This window comes from Acinetobacter variabilis (assembly GCF_000369625.1).
Lineage (GTDB): Bacteria > Pseudomonadota > Gammaproteobacteria > Pseudomonadales > Moraxellaceae > Acinetobacter > Acinetobacter variabilis.
In genome coordinates, this window is sequence record NZ_KB850116.1 from 85,545 (window position 1) to 103,500 (window position 17,956).

General features: G+C 41.6%; 16 protein-coding genes and 1 pseudogene. 14 read left to right on the forward strand and 3 right to left on the reverse strand.

From position 1 onward, the window contains the following. Nucleotides 1-37: 37 nt before the first annotated feature. The gene (locus F897_RS15875) at nt 38-289 is read right to left on the reverse strand and encodes a hypothetical protein (RefSeq protein WP_004658363.1); all 252 of its coding nucleotides are present in this window, start codon (nt 287-289) and stop codon (nt 38-40) included. Nucleotides 290-483: 194 nt separating this feature from the next. On the opposite strand from F897_RS15875, the gene F897_RS15880 reads away from it, so the two are divergent. Beyond that, nucleotides 484-705 (forward strand): helix-turn-helix domain-containing protein, encoded by a 222-nt coding sequence (locus tag F897_RS15880; protein WP_004658364.1) that lies wholly within the window; start codon nt 484-486, stop codon nt 703-705. A gap of 251 nt (nt 706-956) precedes the next feature. Further along, nucleotides 957-1,610: pseudogene (locus F897_RS17260) on the forward strand (IS5 family transposase). A 245-nt stretch (nt 1,611-1,855) separates the two neighbouring features. Here the strand turns inward: F897_RS17260 and cadR are convergent. Further along, nucleotides 1,856-2,263 (reverse strand): Cd(II)/Pb(II)-responsive transcriptional regulator, encoded by a 408-nt coding sequence (gene cadR, locus F897_RS15890; RefSeq protein ID WP_004726831.1) that lies wholly within the window; start codon nt 2,261-2,263, stop codon nt 1,856-1,858. 95 nt (nt 2,264-2,358) lie between these two features. On the opposite strand from cadR, the gene F897_RS15895 reads away from it, so the two are divergent. The 12 genes from F897_RS15895 (at nt 2,359) to F897_RS15950 (ending at nt 17,395) form a co-directional block, all read left to right on the forward strand. Beyond that, nucleotides 2,359-3,255 carry a cation efflux transmembrane domain-containing protein gene (locus F897_RS15895; RefSeq protein ID WP_004781121.1) on the forward strand — a complete coding sequence of 299 codons (897 nt, stop codon included), beginning with the start codon at nt 2,359-2,361 and terminating at the stop codon, nt 3,253-3,255. A gap of 60 nt (nt 3,256-3,315) precedes the next feature. Further along, on the forward strand, nt 3,316-3,771 hold the full coding sequence (gene lspA / locus F897_RS15900; protein WP_227541509.1) for a signal peptidase II: 456 nt from the start codon (nt 3,316-3,318) through the stop codon (nt 3,769-3,771). Between the two features lie 21 nt (nt 3,772-3,792). Next, nucleotides 3,793-5,082 (forward strand): ISL3-like element ISPpu12 family transposase, encoded by a 1,290-nt coding sequence (locus F897_RS15905; protein ID WP_000137810.1) that lies wholly within the window; start codon nt 3,793-3,795, stop codon nt 5,080-5,082. A 405-nt stretch (nt 5,083-5,487) separates the two neighbouring features. Next, nucleotides 5,488-7,272 (forward strand): acinetoferrin biosynthesis protein AcbA, encoded by a 1,785-nt coding sequence (gene acbA / locus F897_RS15910; RefSeq protein WP_004781124.1) that lies wholly within the window; start codon nt 5,488-5,490, stop codon nt 7,270-7,272. After that, nucleotides 7,265-8,746, forward strand: a complete 1,482-nt coding sequence (acbB, locus tag F897_RS15915) for an acinetoferrin biosynthesis monooxygenase AcbB (RefSeq protein WP_004781126.1) — start codon at nt 7,265-7,267, stop codon at nt 8,744-8,746. Before acbA ends, acbB begins: the two co-directional genes overlap by 8 nt. After that, on the forward strand, nt 8,743-10,560 hold the full coding sequence (acbC, locus tag F897_RS15920) for an acinetoferrin biosynthesis protein AcbC (RefSeq protein ID WP_004781127.1): 1,818 nt from the start codon (nt 8,743-8,745) through the stop codon (nt 10,558-10,560). The genes acbB and acbC overlap by 4 nt, the downstream gene beginning before the upstream one ends. Before the next feature lie 27 nt (nt 10,561-10,587). Continuing rightward, entirely contained in the window at nt 10,588-11,226 is a 639-nt protein-coding gene (acbD, locus tag F897_RS15925) for an acinetoferrin biosynthesis acetyltransferase AcbD (RefSeq protein ID WP_004639035.1), read from the forward strand. After that, nucleotides 11,223-11,594, forward strand: a complete 372-nt coding sequence (gene actB, locus F897_RS15930) for a protein ActB (RefSeq protein ID WP_004281762.1) — start codon at nt 11,223-11,225, stop codon at nt 11,592-11,594. The genes acbD and actB overlap by 4 nt, the downstream gene beginning before the upstream one ends. Beyond that, nucleotides 11,591-12,826 carry an MFS transporter gene (locus F897_RS15935; protein WP_004683789.1) on the forward strand — a complete coding sequence of 412 codons (1,236 nt, stop codon included), beginning with the start codon at nt 11,591-11,593 and terminating at the stop codon, nt 12,824-12,826. The genes actB and F897_RS15935 overlap by 4 nt, the downstream gene beginning before the upstream one ends. A 9-nt stretch (nt 12,827-12,835) precedes the next feature. After that, on the forward strand, nt 12,836-15,073 hold the full coding sequence (locus F897_RS15940; RefSeq protein WP_004954509.1) for a TonB-dependent receptor: 2,238 nt from the start codon (nt 12,836-12,838) through the stop codon (nt 15,071-15,073). Nucleotides 15,074-15,125: 52 nt separating this feature from the next. Continuing rightward, nucleotides 15,126-16,352: a putative acinetoferrin export transporter ActD gene (gene actD / locus F897_RS15945; protein WP_004781038.1), complete on the forward strand. Its 1,227-nt coding sequence runs from the start codon at nt 15,126-15,128 to the stop codon at nt 16,350-16,352. A 110-nt stretch (nt 16,353-16,462) separates the two neighbouring features. Beyond that, the gene (locus F897_RS15950) at nt 16,463-17,395 is read left to right on the forward strand and encodes an IS5 family transposase (RefSeq protein ID WP_002002847.1); all 933 of its coding nucleotides are present in this window, start codon (nt 16,463-16,465) and stop codon (nt 17,393-17,395) included. Nucleotides 17,396-17,716: 321 nt separating this feature from the next. Here F897_RS15950 and F897_RS15955 read toward each other — a convergent pair. Continuing rightward, nucleotides 17,717-17,956: integrase core domain-containing protein (locus tag F897_RS15955; RefSeq protein WP_005237546.1), on the reverse strand; the 240-nt coding region annotated here is incomplete at its 5' end.

Genomic DNA, 17,956 nt, shown 5'->3' on the forward strand with positions numbered 1-17,956 from the left:
AGTGCTTTTTATTTAATAAATTAATTTTAAAAACAACTTAGGCTAATTGATAAACACTATCTGGAAAGATTAAAAGAAAATATTTTTTAATTTCTGCTAATTCATTTAAGGCAGGTTCCCTTTCAAGCAGTTGAAATGTCCAAATAAGTACAGCCTGATGATTATCATAGCAAGTATTTACTCCAAGAAAATTAGCCATTCCATAACTTCTATTGATGTTCATTTCTTTAATTAATTGATTTCCTAAGTCACGAGCTTGCTGGCTGATCAATAACTCATTTGGTAACACGGCGGTCATCTCCACAAAATAATCTAATGCAGGTTCAATCCTTATATTTAAAAAGTTATAATTTAGTTGAAATGGATAAAATATACTTTCTATAAGTTGTAATAACCTGCTGTAGGTTAATTTTAGCAAAGTATTACTCAGTCAACAACTTCAAATAACCCACAGCAAGTTATTTTTTGTAAATTAATTTAAATATGATTACTTGTAAGTTATCTAGCCTCATGGGCGATAGAAAAATTTTAAAATTAAGTGAAGTGGTGCATGCAACAGGTATCAATCGCAACACGCTCACAAGTATGTATTATGACCGTGCTGTACGTATTGAATTACCAGTCGCCGATAAGTTGTGTAAGTACTTTAACTGTACGATGAATGATTTGTTTGAGTTTAAGGAAGAAGTTGAAGAAAAAGATTAACTTAATACTTCGTTTGATAAGTTTTTCGAAGAAAAAGACTAGCCAATACTTAGTTTGATAAGTTTTTCTCTGCAGATCTAATATTGAATTTTATAAAATATCATTACAAACAGATACTAATTTCATTACTTCTAAAATGAAATCAATCGAATGGTAGAGTTTTTTTGCTATTTGCATTTTAAGGTGGGATTTTGAGGCCTTGTTGCGCAAACCTACCGATAAGGTCTTATACAGCAATAGCCTACACCTAAATTTATCGTACACCGAATTGGTCATCCTACAATCATGCTTTGATCAATCATGGTAATTTTACAATTTGGTTTGATACTAAGATTCAATGATATTCGCAGTCACAAGGAAAACATGGTCGAAATCAAACTTATTCTGACATAGCCATTCAGTGCTATCTCATGATTAAATCCTTATTTCGTCTTTCTGTATGCATGGTGACTGGCTTTGTCCAAAGCTTGATTAAACTTTGCGGATTAGATTGGACAGCTCTGGATTATTCAACCATTCGCAGAAGACAAAAGCATATTGATATTCAAATTAGCTATGAAAAGAGTTGCAATGGACTGCATCTACTCGTTGATTCCACGGATTTGAAGTTCTTAGGTGAAGGTGAATGGAAACGTAAAAAGCATTAGCCGAAATATCGTCGCCAATGGCGTAAACTTCATATTGGTATAGATACTAAAACCCTGCTAGGTAGAACACTATGGAAAAAATGGTCAGGCTATCATCGCCGAAGTTTGGTCGAAACAAAGATGCACTGCATCAAATTATTAGGCGATAAATTAATGGCAAGAAGCTTTCCTAGTCAGATGAGTGAAATTCATGCTCGCGTAGCAGTCCTCAACAGATTTATGGAATTAGGCCGACCTAATACCCGAGTTGTAACTTAAATTTGAGTTGCTTAGGAAAACTCAATCTTTAAAGGCTTTATGCAACAAAGAACTTCGAAATTGATTTATGGATTATGAGCACCCTAAGGGCTTATAATTCAAAATATTTTCAATTATGGGGTGGTGAATTTTGGATAAGGTGAAAGCAAAAAAAATAGGGTAAGCGGATTAAATGGTTGATCTTACCTTTGCATGAGAGTGAGGCAAACCGGCATCTCATCGGATTATCTGGTTGGCACTCCAACCTACTGCTGATGCATGCTTCCCTCGCTAATTCCAGCAAGAACCCCACACGCCTTAACTTCCCGGTCATCGTTGCAACGCGCTCTTAGTGAAACGAGTTGTTTCTCAAGCGCCTGTAGAGCGGTTATCTGCGAGCGCACATGAGAGATGTGATCATCGAGCAAGGCATTGACAGCGGTACAGGACTGATAAGGGTCGTCCTGATAGCGCTTTAGTTCGTGAATTTCTGCCAGTGACAGATCCAGGATGCGGCAGCGACGAATAAAGGCCAGCCGCTCAACGTGTTTCTCGGTATAGACACGGTAACCGTTCTCCTGCCGACCAGGCGGCGGCAACAAGCCCTGCCGTTCGTAGAAGCGGATCGTCTGTGTATCTACCCCTACTGACTGTGCCAACTGACCAATACGCATCGGGTTCCTCCGCAACGGATTCTCTACGCTATTGACATTATAGCTACTATATAGTTTTAAATGAAAACCCGATCACATTCAAGTGGAGTCATATCATGAGTAAAAACTGCGGAGGCCCCTGTGGCGACCATGCAAGGCCTGCGGCGGATACCGATATGCAGGCCTCCTCCGATGCGTCGGGGGAATGGGTCAGTGTTTATGCCGTGCCGAAGATGGACTGTCCATCAGAAGAGCGCATGATTCGCCTGGCCCTGAACGGCGTTGAGGGGATTCGGGCACTGTCCTTCGACTTGTCGAACCGCCGGTTGAAGGTCGTGCATGACGGTGAGGTCGAGCCCGTCACCTCGAAACTGAAGACCTTGGGGCTAGGCGCCTCGCTTCAGGAAACCGTCGCTGCAAATCCGGAGACCATCAAGGCCGCCGAGTTTTCGGCAGCTTCTGCTAAGCAAGAATCCGGGACCCTGCGCTGGTTGCTCGGCATCAATGCACTTCTGTTCGTGGTGGAAATGACTGCCGGTCTGATCGCCCGGTCCACCGGCCTGATTGGAGAATCCCTGGACAATTTTGCCGATGCGGCGGTGTACGGGCTTGCCCTTTATGCGGTTGGACATAGCGTGAAAATGCAGGTACGTGCCGCGCATCTTGCTGGTGTACTGCAACTGATCTTGGCTGTGGGCGTACTCATAGAGGTGGTGAGACGCTTTGTATTCGGTAGTGAGCCTGAATCGCTGGTGATGATGGCTATCGCATTCGTCGCATTGATTGCCAATACCAGTTGTCTGCTGCTCATATCCAAACATCGGGAGGGCGGGGCGCACATGAAGGCAAGCTGGATATTCTCGGCCAACGACGTGGTGATCAACCTGGGGGTCATCACCGCCGGCGCTCTGGTCGCGTGGACCGGGTCCAATTATCCGGATCTGATTATCGGCACCATCGCGGGGGTAATTGTACTTAACGGTGCTAGACGCATTCTGGCGCTCAAGGATTAAGCAATGTCCATTTTTGGCAAACATCTGTCACCGTACGCTCTGTTGTCCATATCGGGCCTGCTGGCAGCGTCTGATCAGGCCATAAAATGGCTGGTGCAACAATCAATGGCATATGGCGAGTCTATTTCAGTGACCTCATTCTTTAACTGGGTACACGTATGGAATACCGGTGCCGCATTCAGTCTTTTTGCGAATGGTGGAGGCTGGCAGCGCTACTTTTTTATCGGAATCGCGGTAGTGGTCTCGATTTTTCTGATCAAGCTGATCCTTGAAAATCGTCATAAAGGAGAAGCCATCGCTTACAGTCTTATCCTCGGTGGCGCCATGGGCAACCTGATTGACCGGGTCTTTCGCGGCTATGTTGTGGATTCCTTTGATTTCTATTGGCGAGACTGGCATTGGCCGGCCTTCAACCTGGCTGATATTGCAATTGTCCTCGGTGCCTTACTTTTAGTTTCCAGCAGCTTGTTGGGTAAAAAAGCAAACACCAATGCCGAGTCGGATGGATCTGACTGACACCTACGCCTATACAACACCATGACCGAACTTCCCGACAACATCCTTCACCTGCCGCAATACCAAGTACTGGGCTGCAAATCAACCGACGACGAAATGCACTTCCAGGTGGACGTGCCCGATCCCATCGCCTGCGAGGAATGCGGCGTGCAGGGTGAGTTCGTACGGTTCGGCAAGCGTGACGTTCCCTATCGTGATCTGCCCATCCACGGCAAGCGGGTCACTCTCTGGGTGGTCCGCCGCCGATACACCTGCCGGGCCTGCAAGACAACATTCAGGCCCCAGCTACCGGAGATGGTGGACGGATTCCGTATGACACTGCGGCTGCATGAGTACGTGGAGAAGGAATCCTTCAACCACCCCTACACCTTTGTGGCGGCACAGACCGGCCTGGACGAGAAGACGGTGCGCGACATCTTCAACGCCCGCGCCGAGTTGCTGGGGCGCTGGCACCGCTTCGAGACGCCCCGCATCCTGGGCATTGACGAGCTATACCTGAACAAGCGCTACCGCTGCATTCTGACCAACATTGAGGAGCGAACCCTGCTCGACCTGCTGGCCACCCGCCGCCAGGACGTGGTGACCAACTACCTGATGAAGCTGAAAGACCGGCAGAAGGTCGAGATCGTCAGCATGGACATGTGGAACCCCTACCGGGCAGCGGTCAAGGCTGTGCTGCCCCAGGCCCGTATCGTGGTCGATAAGTTCCATGTGGTGCGCATGGCCAACGATGCCCTAGAGAGAGTGCGCAAGGACCTCAGAAAGGAGCTGAAACCGTCCCAGAGCCGGACTCTCAAGGGAGACCGGAAAATCCTGCTGAAACGCGCTCACGAAGTCTCAGACCGGGAGCGCCTCATCATGGAGACCTGGACAGGCGCGTTCCCGCAACTGCTGGCCGCCTACGAGCACAAGGAGCGCTTCTACGGCATCTGGGACGCCACCACACGGCTCCAGGCAGAAGCCGCTCTGGACGAGTGGATAGCCACCATCCCGAAGGGCCAAAAGGAAGTCTGGAGCGATCTGGTCAGGGCAGTGGGAAACTGGCGCGAAGAGACCATGACCTACTTCGAGACGGACATGCCCGTCACCAACGCTTACACGGAGTCCATCAACCGACTGGCCAAGGACAAGAACCGTGAAGGGCGCGGTTACTCCTTCGAGGTGATGCGGGCACGAATGCTCTACACCACGAAGCACAAGAAGAAGGCACCGACTGCGAAGGTCTCTCCTTTCTACAAGAAAACCATCGGTTACGGACTGCCGGACTTCGCAGAGGAACTCAACTACGGAGTCGATCTATCAACCATCTGAGGGTGGTATCAGATTGATGGGGTGAAGGTGCCCCATCAACCATTAAATCCGTATACCCCATTTTTTGACATATTAGATTTTTGATGTGGGGAAATATTACATTTGAGACTATTTAAAAATTTTATACATCTATAAAAACTATTGATGGCTACAAGCTGATCATTTTATTTAATGAGAATTATTATTATCTTTTTGTATCTTTACTGAGCAATATTCCTTGTTAAACAAAATAAATTCAATGATTTAGTGTTGTTTTTCTAGGTTCTTTTATAGAATTGAAATAGTAAATGATAATAATTATCATTAGTTCTATTTTAACTACAAACTCCCTTGTACTTAAGATGTGTTTCAGGCCTAAAACATTTCGAAAAACAAATTAACTCTTTTGAAAGAGGATATCGACAGATGCATTCACTTGCTAATCGGTTGGCGTTACAACATTTCGTCAATGCATATACGCAAGAAACTGGCAAAGGTCACTTGCTTCATAAAAGTCAGCAATCTCTTCAACTACAGACGTTTAGCCAAGGTTTGACGCTGTTATCAATACCGATTACCTCTATTCAAGCACGTTGCTTTTTCCCTTTATCTTATGTGAGCTGTGTGGGGCGACATCGCTTAGCAGATCTTCCGCAAATTATCATCGATGAAAAAATTAAGGTATTTAGTCCTGTAGCAATTGTTGGGTTGTTGCTAGAAGAACTTGTTCAAGAAGCCGCTGTTCATCTAGATGCTGCTTCATTAGTTGAAAAATGGATTCAAAGTCGAGATGCGCTACAACAGTTTTTACAAAATCGTGAATATGAATTTGATGATTTAGTAAAAGCAGGGCAAAGCTTTATTGAAACAGAGCAAGCTTTGATTTTAGGGCATAGTATGCATCCCGCGCCAAAAAGTAGGACAGGCTTTGTTCATGAAGATTGGTTAAACTTTTCTCCTGAAAATAAAGGTAAGACTCAACTTCATTATTGGCTAGTGCACCAAGATTATATTGCAGAAGGTAGTGCGACTGATGAACCTATTTCAGCGCAATTAAAAACTGCGTTACAGTGGTATTTATCTGAAAGTGATCTCAATTTATTAAAGACACATGCGGAATATAAGTTACTTCCTTTACATCCATGGCAAGCGCGTTATTTACAGGGCAAAGCTTGGTTTGAACGATTAAAGCAAACAGGGCAACTGATTGATTTGGGCTTGCGTGGTTGGCAATTCTCTCCAACCACTTCCATACGCACATTAGCGAGCTTCAATGCACCTTGGATGATGAAGCCGTCACTTTCAGTGATGATTACCAATTCTATTCGAGTGAATTTGGCCAAAGAATGTCATCGTGGTGAATTGACACATCGTCTGTGGCATAGTGAGTTTGGGCAAAATATTCTTAAACAGTGTCCAAGTCTAAAAGCAGTCAATGATCCAGCTTGGATCGCTTTAAAAATCGATGATGAAGTGATCAATGAAAGTATTTGTATTTTCCGAGATCAACCATTCCATCCACAACAACAAGTCACTTGTATCGCATCTTTGTGCCAAGATCATCCGATCAAGCCTTTAAATCGTTTTAATGCCTTATTTGCAAAAATTGCGAAAGCCCATCCTGATGCTGAAGTTTCAGAGATTGCTTCAGATTGGTTTAATCGGTTCCTCGAAGTCAGTTTGCAGCCTTTGATGTATCTATACCATCGTTATGGTATGGCATTTGAGTCACATCAACAAAATGTATTATTAGAACTCGAAAACCATTTTCCTAAAACTTTATGGTTACGTGATAACCAAGGTTTTTATTATATTGAAGAATTTGCCACTGAAATTCTGCAAGCACTTCCTGAACTGAAAGAAAAAGCCTTTGCGGTAGGTCCGAAAGCTTTTGTTGATGAACGTTTTAGTTATTATTTCTTTGGCAATACTTTGTTCGGGATTATTAATGCCATCGGTGCAACAGGCTATATCACTGAAGATGAATTGTTAGCGCATCTAACTGGATTTTTAGAAGAGCAATTACAGCAATATCCTGAGAGTACCTTAATACAAGGACTACTGTTCAATTCAACGCTGCCTTATAAAGGCAACTTGCTGACACGTTTGCATGAATTAGACGAGTTGATCGCACCTGTAGAAAATCAATCTGTTTACGTGCAACTGCCAAATCCACTGCGTATTTCACAGAAGGATGTCAGTTATGCTTGATTTTATTGGAATTGGTCTAGGACCTTTTAATTTAAGTCTTGCTAGTTTGCTACAAAACAAAAGCTCACTCGATTACGTATTTTTTGAGCAAAAGGCGCAATTTGATTGGCATGCAGGTATGCAACTACCTAATACGGTATTACAAGTGCCATTTATGGCAGATTTAGTCTCGATGGTTGATCCAACCAGTCCATTTAGTTTTTTGAATTATCTGCGTCATCAGCAACGTTTGTATAAGTTTTACTTTTTAGAGCAGCCACATATTCCACGTTGTGAATACAACCACTATTGCCAATGGGTTGCAGAACAACTTGATTGTATCGAATACCAGTCGCAGGTTCTAAAGATTGAACCTCAAACGATAGGTTTTAAAGTAGTCGTTGAATCAAACGGTGTTCAGCAAAGTTATTTATGCCGTCATTTAGTGATTGGAAGTGGTAATGTGCCATATTTGCCTGAATGTTTGGCAAAGATTCAGAAAGTCCGTCCACAACAATGTCTGCATTCAGCACAGTATATGACGCATGCCGATACAGATTTACATGGCGATGTGGTCGTACTTGGTTCTGGACAATCTGCAGCTGAAGTGTTTATCGACTTATTTGATGAACAGCAAGATACTGTTAATCATCAGTTTGATTTGCATTGGTTTACTCGTTCTCAAGGTTTCTTCCCGATGGAGTATGCGCCATTAGGTTTGGAACATTTTAGTCCAGATTATGCACAGCATTTTTATGATTTGACTGCGCAGCAAAAGGAACAGCAGTTAAAGCAACAAGCCTTGTTATACAAGGGAATTAGTGCAAAAACCATTCGGGAAATTTATCAAAGACTTTATCACCGCAGTATTGCAGGTCAAAGCTTACAGACACATTTACATAGTCAATGTGATTTGAAAGATGCAGAAGCATTGGATACACAAAAAATCCGACTGCATTTCCAGCATCGTGCTACAGCTCAGTCTTTTCATCTCGACTGTGATTTTCTTGTAGCCGCGACGGGTTATTTCACACCTGATTTTGGTTTTATGCAGTTGCTCAAGCCATACATCGAGTTTGATCATAAACAGCGTTGGCAGATTACAGACGACTATCGTGTTGTACATCGGCTGAATGGTCATATTTTTGTTCAAAATCAGGAAATGCATAGTCATGGTGTCGGCACACCTGATTTAGGTCTTGGTGCTTATCGTGCAGCAAAGATCATTAATCAATTGCTTGCTGAGCCTCTTTATGAATTAGGCAATCAAGCGCAGACATTCCAACACTTTAATCTCTCTCAAAATCCAAAAATTTGTATGGCAGATGACAAAGCACAATCAAACGAGTGCCTTTGCGAAAATTCTCCCAATAAAAACCATTCAATTTTCAAGAAAACAGAACAGAACGTGATGACGGCGCATCCTAATCGTCGTGGTGCAAACACACATACACAAACTGCTTCTGTACATTCAACATATGAGAAACTGATATGAACTTTGCAACTTTAAAAATTAATCAGCAGCAATGGCGTGCCGCAGGACAACGTCTTATTGAAATGGCGATTGCAGAGTTTCTATACGAAGAAATTATTGAAGTTAAAGCATTGTCAGCAGGGCGTTATCGTTTAGATTTAGGCAATCGTCAGTATGAGTTTCAAGGAAATCAATATCTACTCGGACACTGGAATATTCAGGAAGCTTCGGTACGTGATGTGACTCATAGTCAGGAAAATGATCAACCTGCTTGGAACTTACATGAGTTTATTGTCGCAATGTCTGACAGTTCTAATGTTAAGCCATTTACCAAAGCGTATTTGATCAAAGAAATGAATAATACTTGGCTGGCAGAAGCACATTTGTTCAATGAAACACGTTTGCCAAGTATAGCGGTTTTGACAGAGCCACATTACAAAGTTGAAGGCATGCTACGTGGTCATCCTTGGCTCATCATGAGTAAAGGGCGTATGGGTTTTGGTTATGATGATTATTTAAGCGCTGCACCAGAGCTTTCACCTGAAGTTAAAGTGTTGTGGTTAGCCGTACATCGTGATTTAGCAGAGTATCGAAGTACTGAAGATTGGAGTGCCTGCGGTTTATATCAACATGAATTTGATGCCAATGAACTACAGCAGTTCATCAATATTCTCCAAGAAAAAAACCTAGATCCACAAAATTACTTTTTGATTCCCGTACATGCTTGGCAATGGCATCAATGGCTTGTTCCGACTTATGCCAATGAGATTGTGGATCAGAAAATTATTGAGTTAAATATCAGCCAAGATAGCTATGTGCCGATGCAATCAATCCGCACATTATGCAATACGTCAAACCTACAACGCCATTACATTAAGTTGCCTGTCAGTATTTTTAATACCGCTGTTTATCGTGGATTACCCTCAAAGCGTAATCTAGCAGCTCCAGCAGTGACCGCATGGTTAAAAAGAATTCATCAACAAGATCAAGACTTACAAAATACAGGTGTGATTTTCTTAGGTGAAGTTGCGACTTTAACTATCCATCAGCCGTGTTTTGACCGCATTGACGGTGCACCGTATCAATTTAAAGAGCTGTTCGGTTGTTTATGGCGTGAAAGTGTTGATCGTTATGTTGATCCATCTCATCAAGTGTTATCTCAAGCAGCATTGTTACACCGTGATATTTCAGGTCAATCGATCCTGAGCGTGTTGATCCAAGCATCAGGTTTAAGTCCTTTGGATTGGTTAGCACAATTTGCTCAAGTAAGCATGAGTCCATTATTACTTTGCTTATATCGTTATGGTTTAGCATTTTCACCACACGGTGAGAACACAATGTTGGTACATGAAAATGGTGTGCCGAAAGCCATGGTATTAAAAGATTTCATTGATGACATCAATTTAGTGGATGAGGATTTTCCTGAGTTAGCTCAGTTACCATCTGAAGCAGATTTATTACTCCGTCATGAAGCGACTGATCTAAGCCATTTTATTTTCACAGGTCTGTTCATGGTGCATTACCGCTATATCTGTAATGTGTTCTTGCAAGACTATCCTGAATATTCTGAGCTTGATTTCTGGCAGACCATTTCCAACACGATTGTTGAATTTAACCAAAAACACCCAGAACTGGCTGAACGTGCTGATAAATTCGCCATGCTGCGTCCAAGTTACACCAAAATTTGTTTAAACCGTGTACGTCTATTTACCACAAGTTATAACGATGAAGCAGAACGTCCTGTTCCTGTCTTCCTTGATCCTATTGCAAATCCAGTTAGCCCAGAAACATTGAAAACATGGGCAGAACAACCTCGCCAAGCAAAAGCGGGCTAATTTTATTCGTCATTTTATAGGTTCGATATGAAAACAATCTCTCAGCAATTACCAGATTATTTTGAATACTTTGAAGATGGTACACAGTACTACTTACGCCAAGTGCAATATCCTCAGGATATTCCTTTATTACATCAATGGATGCATGAGCCACATGTAATTCCTCAGTGGCAGTTAAATAAATCGGAACTAGAGTTACAAGTTTACTTCGACAAAATGTTAGCAGATGACCATCACCGCTTATTAATCGTCGGAATTGATGGCAAAGATGTGGGCTATACCGAAATTTATGAAGGTAAACGAGATCGTTTAGGCCGTTATTACGATGGTGATGACAATGATCTCGGTTGGCATCTCCTGTTTGGTGACAAATCTGTGTTTGGCAAAGGCTTCTTGCGACCAACCATTCGGTTACTCAGTTTTTACATTTTTGAACATTCGAAAGCTAAAAAAATTGTGGGTGAGCCAGATCATACCGTTAAACCTTATGCAGCAGTGGTGGCAGAACTTTGTTATGAAAGCCAACGGTTAATACCGATGCCTGAAAAAACAGCGATGTTGTACTACTGCTTCCGAGAAACTTTTTATCACAAGTTTGGGGAATATTACCAAACATCACAACAACAGCTAGCAGATCAGCCAGCCAAATTCCTGAGTGTTACATGAGCTTATATATCAATGAAATGCATATCTTAGACATGCGCTTTGCGGCGAATGTCTCTGTTGCAGAATTTGAACAATGGTTAGCACGGATTCAGCACTATTTCGAACATCAGCGAAATTTTGTGTTGATCATGCAAACCGATGCAAATACAGAATTTCCGGAGGAATATAGAGCAATCCAAGGCAAATGGTATAAGCAATATAAACAAGATTTTTACCAATATTGTTTGGGTTTTGCTCGTATTGCTCAAGATGAAGAAGATCGTATTCGATTGGATACACCAGCTCTGCACAAAGCTTGGCATGTTCCATATTTTGTGAGCGTAGATAAAGCTGAAGCCACACAATGGGCTTTGCAGAGGTATTTATGAATCAAAATTCATTAAATATTCAGAAAGTCTCAGCCTTGAGCCTGAGTGTCGTGGTGGTTTTATATCTCGCGCATGCCTTACCACTGTATTTTTATAATGTGGCCTTACCTGCGATTCTGCGTCATCAAGGCGTAGATTTACGTTGGATTGGCATGTTGTCGCTGCTCTATATTCCTTGGGCATTCAAGTTTTTTTGGGCACCACTAATTGATCGTTTTTATTTCAAAAAACTCGGTAAACGTAAAACTTGGCTTTTGTTTACGCAAATAGCTTTGGTGTTGGGGGTCGTTGCTTTGGCACTTACCCAATTCGATTACGGTCTTGGTGTATTTGTTATTGTCGGTTTATGGATTTCAACTTTTGCTGCAACTCAAGATATCGCAATTGATGGCTATACGGTCGAAACCTTTTCAGAATCTGAGTATCGACTAGGCAGTATGGCGCAAAGTATAGGTGTTGCGCTTGGCAGTATGGTTGGTGGAGCAGCAACTTTATGGCTGTATGAGCTTTATGGTTGGCAAACTGCACTGATTTCCTTAGCCGCTATGACAGCATTGACGATGTTGGCTATTTTCCAGATTAAAGAAAAATCAAATGTAGAGAAAATCTCAAAACAGCCGCCAAGTCTGATCCGTGCATTTAAACGTCCAGAAATGTTATGGGCATTAGCCTTGATCGTATGTTATCGAATTGTCGAAGCACCGGCTATGGCGATGCTGAATCCGATGCTGATTGATCAGAAATGGTCGTTGTCACAAATCGGCGTGCTGATGTCTGTAATAGGTGCAGGGATTGGATTATTAGCCGCTGTTTCAGCTGCATTTTTATTAAAAAAAATAGCCGCAACACAATTGCTGATCTGGGCTGGTTGGGCACGCAGTTTGGTTTACGCCTTGTTGGGTGTTGCAGTTTTACTCAGTTGGTTGAATCAATGGCATTTACTTCTTGGTGGCTTTGTCATTGTCATTCTTGCCATCCGCTATATCGCAATGACAGCCTTATATGCACATTTCATGCAGACCAGCTCCAAAGAACAAGCTGGTACTGATTTTACGATTTTAGTTTGCTTCGAACTATTGGTTTATTTTATTGGCGGTGCAGTCTCAGGTTTCTTAGCCAAAGCATTTGGTTATGGAAACTTCTATCTCATTCTCGCAGTTTCATCTGTTTTAAGCGTGTTGCTTAGTCAACTGCTTATTCGCAAAGCAAAACAAACGCAACAACTCATCTAGGGGTCATTTATGAAAGTTCGTTCACTTTCGACATCATTAACACTGCTCAGCTTGGCGATCAGTACGCAACTTTATGCTCAAAATGTCGAGCAGACTTCAACCGTAAATCAACTGGCACCGATTGTTATGACAGCAACTCGCTCAGCTCAAAGTATCGCTGAGATTGCGGGAACTGTTTACAGTATTAGCCAAGAAGACATTGCAAAACAAGCTGCTGCTGGTAAAAGTACCGCAGATATTTTAGGACTGTTGGTTCCATCTTTAACACCAAGTTCAGGTACGACCAGTAACTATGGGATGACCATGCGTGGTCGTACAGTGCAATATATGATTGATGGTGTTCCGCAAACGGGCTCACGCGATAGTTCACGCCAATTAAATAGCATTAGCCCAGACATGATCGAACGTGTTGAAGTCGTGTCAGGTGCAAGTAGTATTTATGGTGCAGGTGCTACAGGTGGGATCATCAATATCATCACCAAAAGAGGTTCGGGTGATGGTGTAAATTTTGAAACCAAACTCGGCGTTACTTCAGGTGATAATTTCAAAAGTGATGCTTTAGCTTATGAAGCGTTTCAGTCTGCATCATTTAACCAAGGGGATTGGAGTGGTTTTATAGGTGCTAGCTATACACAACGCGGTGAAATTCAAGATAGTCGAGGTGATCGTGTAGGTCCAGAAGTTGCACAAACAGATCGTCAAGATACTGAAACTGTAGATGTGAATGGTCGTTTAAGCTGGCAGTTGGCAGATAAGCAAAAATTAAGTATCGGTGCGCAATACTATAACGATGAGCAGGACAGTGAATATGGCGCTGATTATGGTCCAGGCTTATCTGTTTTACTTCTAGGGGCAAAACCTAGTCAAAAAGCTGTAAAAGGTTTAGAGCTTGATACTCAACCACGTACTAAGCGCAGTGCAGTAAATGCACAATATGAAAATCAGGATTTTCTTGGTCAGACTTTAAATGCAGAGGCGTATTATCGTACTGAAAAAGGGCGATTCTTCCCAAGTGCAAATGCTTTAGCACATGCATCCATTCCAGGTGGAAGAACATTTATTGTTACCCAATCAGAAACAGATATTGATGTTTTTGGTGCTCGTTTAGCACTTCAAAGTAAACTCAATCTGGCAGAACGTGCATTAAATCTAACTTATGGTGTGGATTACGATAAGGAAAATGGCAAACAAACAGCACAACTTTATGATCTAAATACTTTTATCAGTAGTAATGGTCTAAAGTTTAAGCCCCTAAATAATTATGCTTTTGGTCCTGAGGTAGATACTGAAAAGCTTGGTTTCTTCTTACAAAGTCAATTTGAAGCAACTGATCGCTTAAATCTACAAGCAGGTATTCGTCATGAGCGCATCGATAGTGATGTTAAAGACTCAGTTCCATATTCTGAAGCAATGGTTGCCGATTTCGTTCCAACATACCAAGCTAAAACCTTAAAAGGTGGTTCAGTTAAGCATGATGCAACACTCTTTAATGTGGGCGCACTTTATCATTTAACTGATGCACAACAGGTGTTTGCAAATTTCTCGCAAGGTGCAAATTTACCTGATGTACAACGTATGCTAAGAGATGTCCCTGCAAACTTTGTCGTAAGTAACCAAACAATTGATCCAATCAAAGTAAATAGTTTTGAGCTGGGCTGGCGTCTACAAGATGATGCGTTAAGCACAGGGATCACTGCGTTCTATAACAAATCTGATAAGTCATTGAAATTTGGTCCTCCAAGTTTTGCAATTGAAGTTATTGATACAGATGAACGCGTGTATGGTATTGAAGGTAATGTCAAATATACCGTTTCAGATGATTGGAATGTAGGTGGGACTTTAGCTTATACACGTGGTCAGTTCAAAAACTCAAATGGTAAATGGCAAGAGTTAGATGCAATTCGTGTAGCACCTTTGAAAGCAACGGTTTATTCAGACTGGCAATTCAATGATGGTTTAGGTTTACGAGTACAAGCTTTGGCTATTGATGGTACGGATGAAGCACGTAAAGATGCGATTGCGAATGGTAGTACTCGTCCTCCAGCAGAAATCAAAGGTTTTGCAGTGATGGATGTGATTGCCAATGCAAAAGCAGGTCCAGGAACTTTAGGTTTTGGTGTATATAACGTGTGGAATACGGACTATAAGTCTGTTTATAGCCAAGCAGTTTCAACGGTTTACGGCGATATTTCGAGCTTGGCTGCTCAAGGTCGTACCTATGGTTTGAGCTACACTCTCAAGTACTAATCTTATCCAGAAGGCATCTTTTAGATGCCTTTTCTTTTGATGAATACTACCTATGCAACAAAATTTTAAATTATTGGCTTGGGCAACTCTAGCCAACGGTACTTGTTTTTCAATGATTTTACCTTTACTTGCCCCATTAATTCGTGAGCTTGGCTTAACAGAAGTACAGGGCGGAGTAATTGTTTCAGCGGGTGCAATTTGTATGGCGATTGCATCTATTCTGATTGCCAGAGGGGAAAAAATACAGACTCCTTATCAATTAATGAATTATGGTTTCTTGGGCATGACCATTACTTGGGCTATATTTACAGCGATTCTTTATTGGGGAATACAACAAACATTACCCGTAATGATAGTTTTTGCTTTGTTGGTGATTAGTCGAGCAAGTACTGGTGGTTTTATGGCTATGCCACAAATAGGTCTACAAAGTTATGTCATGCAACATGTCACAGAGGAACAACAACGCAGTCAAAAAATGGCAATGTATGGTGCGATGAATAGTTTAGGTATGATCGTCGGCCCATTTCTAACTTCAGTGTTATTGTTCGGTGGAATTTTATTGCCAATGTGGATTGCAGTTATTTTATTGGTGATTTTTAGTTTGATTATCACAATGTATTTTAAACATGATGAGGGTAAACAAAACACAATATTGGATCAAAAACAGCCTGTAAAAATAGAGCATTCATTTTCATTAAAACCAGCTATTCCTTGGCTTATTTTAGGATTTACTACCTATATGGCTATCGTGACGCTCAATATGACGGCAGGTTTTTATATTCAAGACCATTTTCATTTAAGCTCACAACAAAGTGCGATTTATTTTTCCCAATGTATGCTCATTGTTGGTTTTAGCTTAGTGATTACTCAGATCCTGATTGTAAAAGTACTTCATTTAAAACTGAAAGCTTTGGTATTGGTGGGTACGTTTAGCATGGTTATTGGACTCATCCTATCTTTAAGTGCAATCCATATTTGGATGTTTCAAATAAGTTATTTATTTTATGGGGTCGGAGTGGCAAGCCTTTTGCCTGCATTTACCACAGGGGCGGCTCAATCTGTTACGCAAGCTGCTCAAGTCAAAATGGCAAGTATTTGTACAGCTACTCAAGCGATTGGTCACATTGTGGCGCCTTTACTGAGCACTTTTCTATATCAGTTCGGCATTCACTTACCTTTTTATTTACTCTTAATATTGATGGTCACAGTGGCGGTCTACTTGTTGATCATATCCTATTCAAATCAGAATACGATGATAAGCAATAAGGTTAACTCCTAAATCGAATATGCTTGAAAGACAGAGAATATTAAATTTTTATGATTGCAGTCTCGTAAGGCTTTGTTGCACAAACCTATCTGTAAAGGCTTTTTCAGCGATATAATTTTCAAATGAAGAAGCCTACACACAAAATCTACCGCACAACCAATTGGCCCGCATATAACCGAGCACTCATGAGTCGCGGAAATATTGCCATTTGGTTTGATCCTGCTACGCAATGGTATGCTCCATCAAAAGGCAAACAAGGGCGAAATCAAACCTACTCCGACGCAGCTATCCAATGCTGCTTAATGATTAAATCCTTATTCCGTCTATCTTTACGTATAGTCACTGGCTTTGTGCAAAGTCTGATTAAACTTTGCGGATTAAATTGGACCGCACCAGATTACAGTACGCTTTGTAGAAGACAAAAGCATATTGATATTGCAATCAGCTACCAAAAAAGTAGCGATGGGCTGCATCTACTCATGGACTCTACAGGCATGAAGTTTCTAGGTGAGGGCGAATGGAAACGCAAGAAACATGGACCTGAATATCGTCGCCAATGGCGTAAACTTCATATTGGTATAGATGCTAAAACCCTACAAATACGAGCAGTTCAGCTTACAACCAATAATGTCAGTGATTCACAGGTGCTTGGTGATTTACTTAATCAGATTCCACAAGATGAGCGGATTGACTCTGTTTATACTGATGGAGCTTATGACACCAAGCAATGCCGTCAGGTCATTGCAGATCGGCAAGCGCATGCGGTGATTCCACCTAGAAAAAATGCGAAACCATGGAAAGATACAAAGAGTAGCTCGCTAGAGCGAAATGAATTACTTCGAACAATTAAACGTTTAGGTAGGACACTATGGAAAAAATGGTCAGGCTATCATCGCCGAAGTTTGGTTGAGACTAAAATGCACTGCATCAAATTATTAGGAGATAAACTCAGTGCAAGGAGCTTTGATAGCCAAGTCAATGAGGTTCATGCACGTGTAGCAGTCCTCAACAGATTTACGGAATTAGGTCGACCACTTACCCAAGTTACGCCTTAAATTTGGCTCAATTAGGGGCGCTTTGCCTTTCAAATCTTTGTGCAACAAAGCCGTTCTTAACTTGGATGTTCATTTAATTATAAATATATATTTTTTTTAATTTCAATTGGATAATTCTTAATTTATTCTAAAATTAACATAATACAGCTTATACGAAATTATTTTAATTTTTCATTTAAAATCAATCATATAATTACACAACAAAAAGCCCGATCACACTAGATTGGGCTTTTTACGTGAACAGTCATGTTCCATGCCTGAGAGGTGGTCCCACTTGTTTGAACAACTAAAAGCGTATTTATAAGTGATATTCCGCTCTAGTTAAGCCACCTTGTTTTGTTGGGGTAGCTGATCATAGTAAAACTCATTTGGTGTCATTTTGTCTAGACTCGAATGAGGTCGTTTCAAATTATAAAACTCAAAATATGCACTTAATTGCTTTTTCGCATCTGTGACACTGCTATAAGCTTTGAGATACACCTCTTCATATTTAACGCTCCGCCATAATCGTTCAACCATCACATTATCTACCCATCGACCTTTACCATCCATACTGATTTG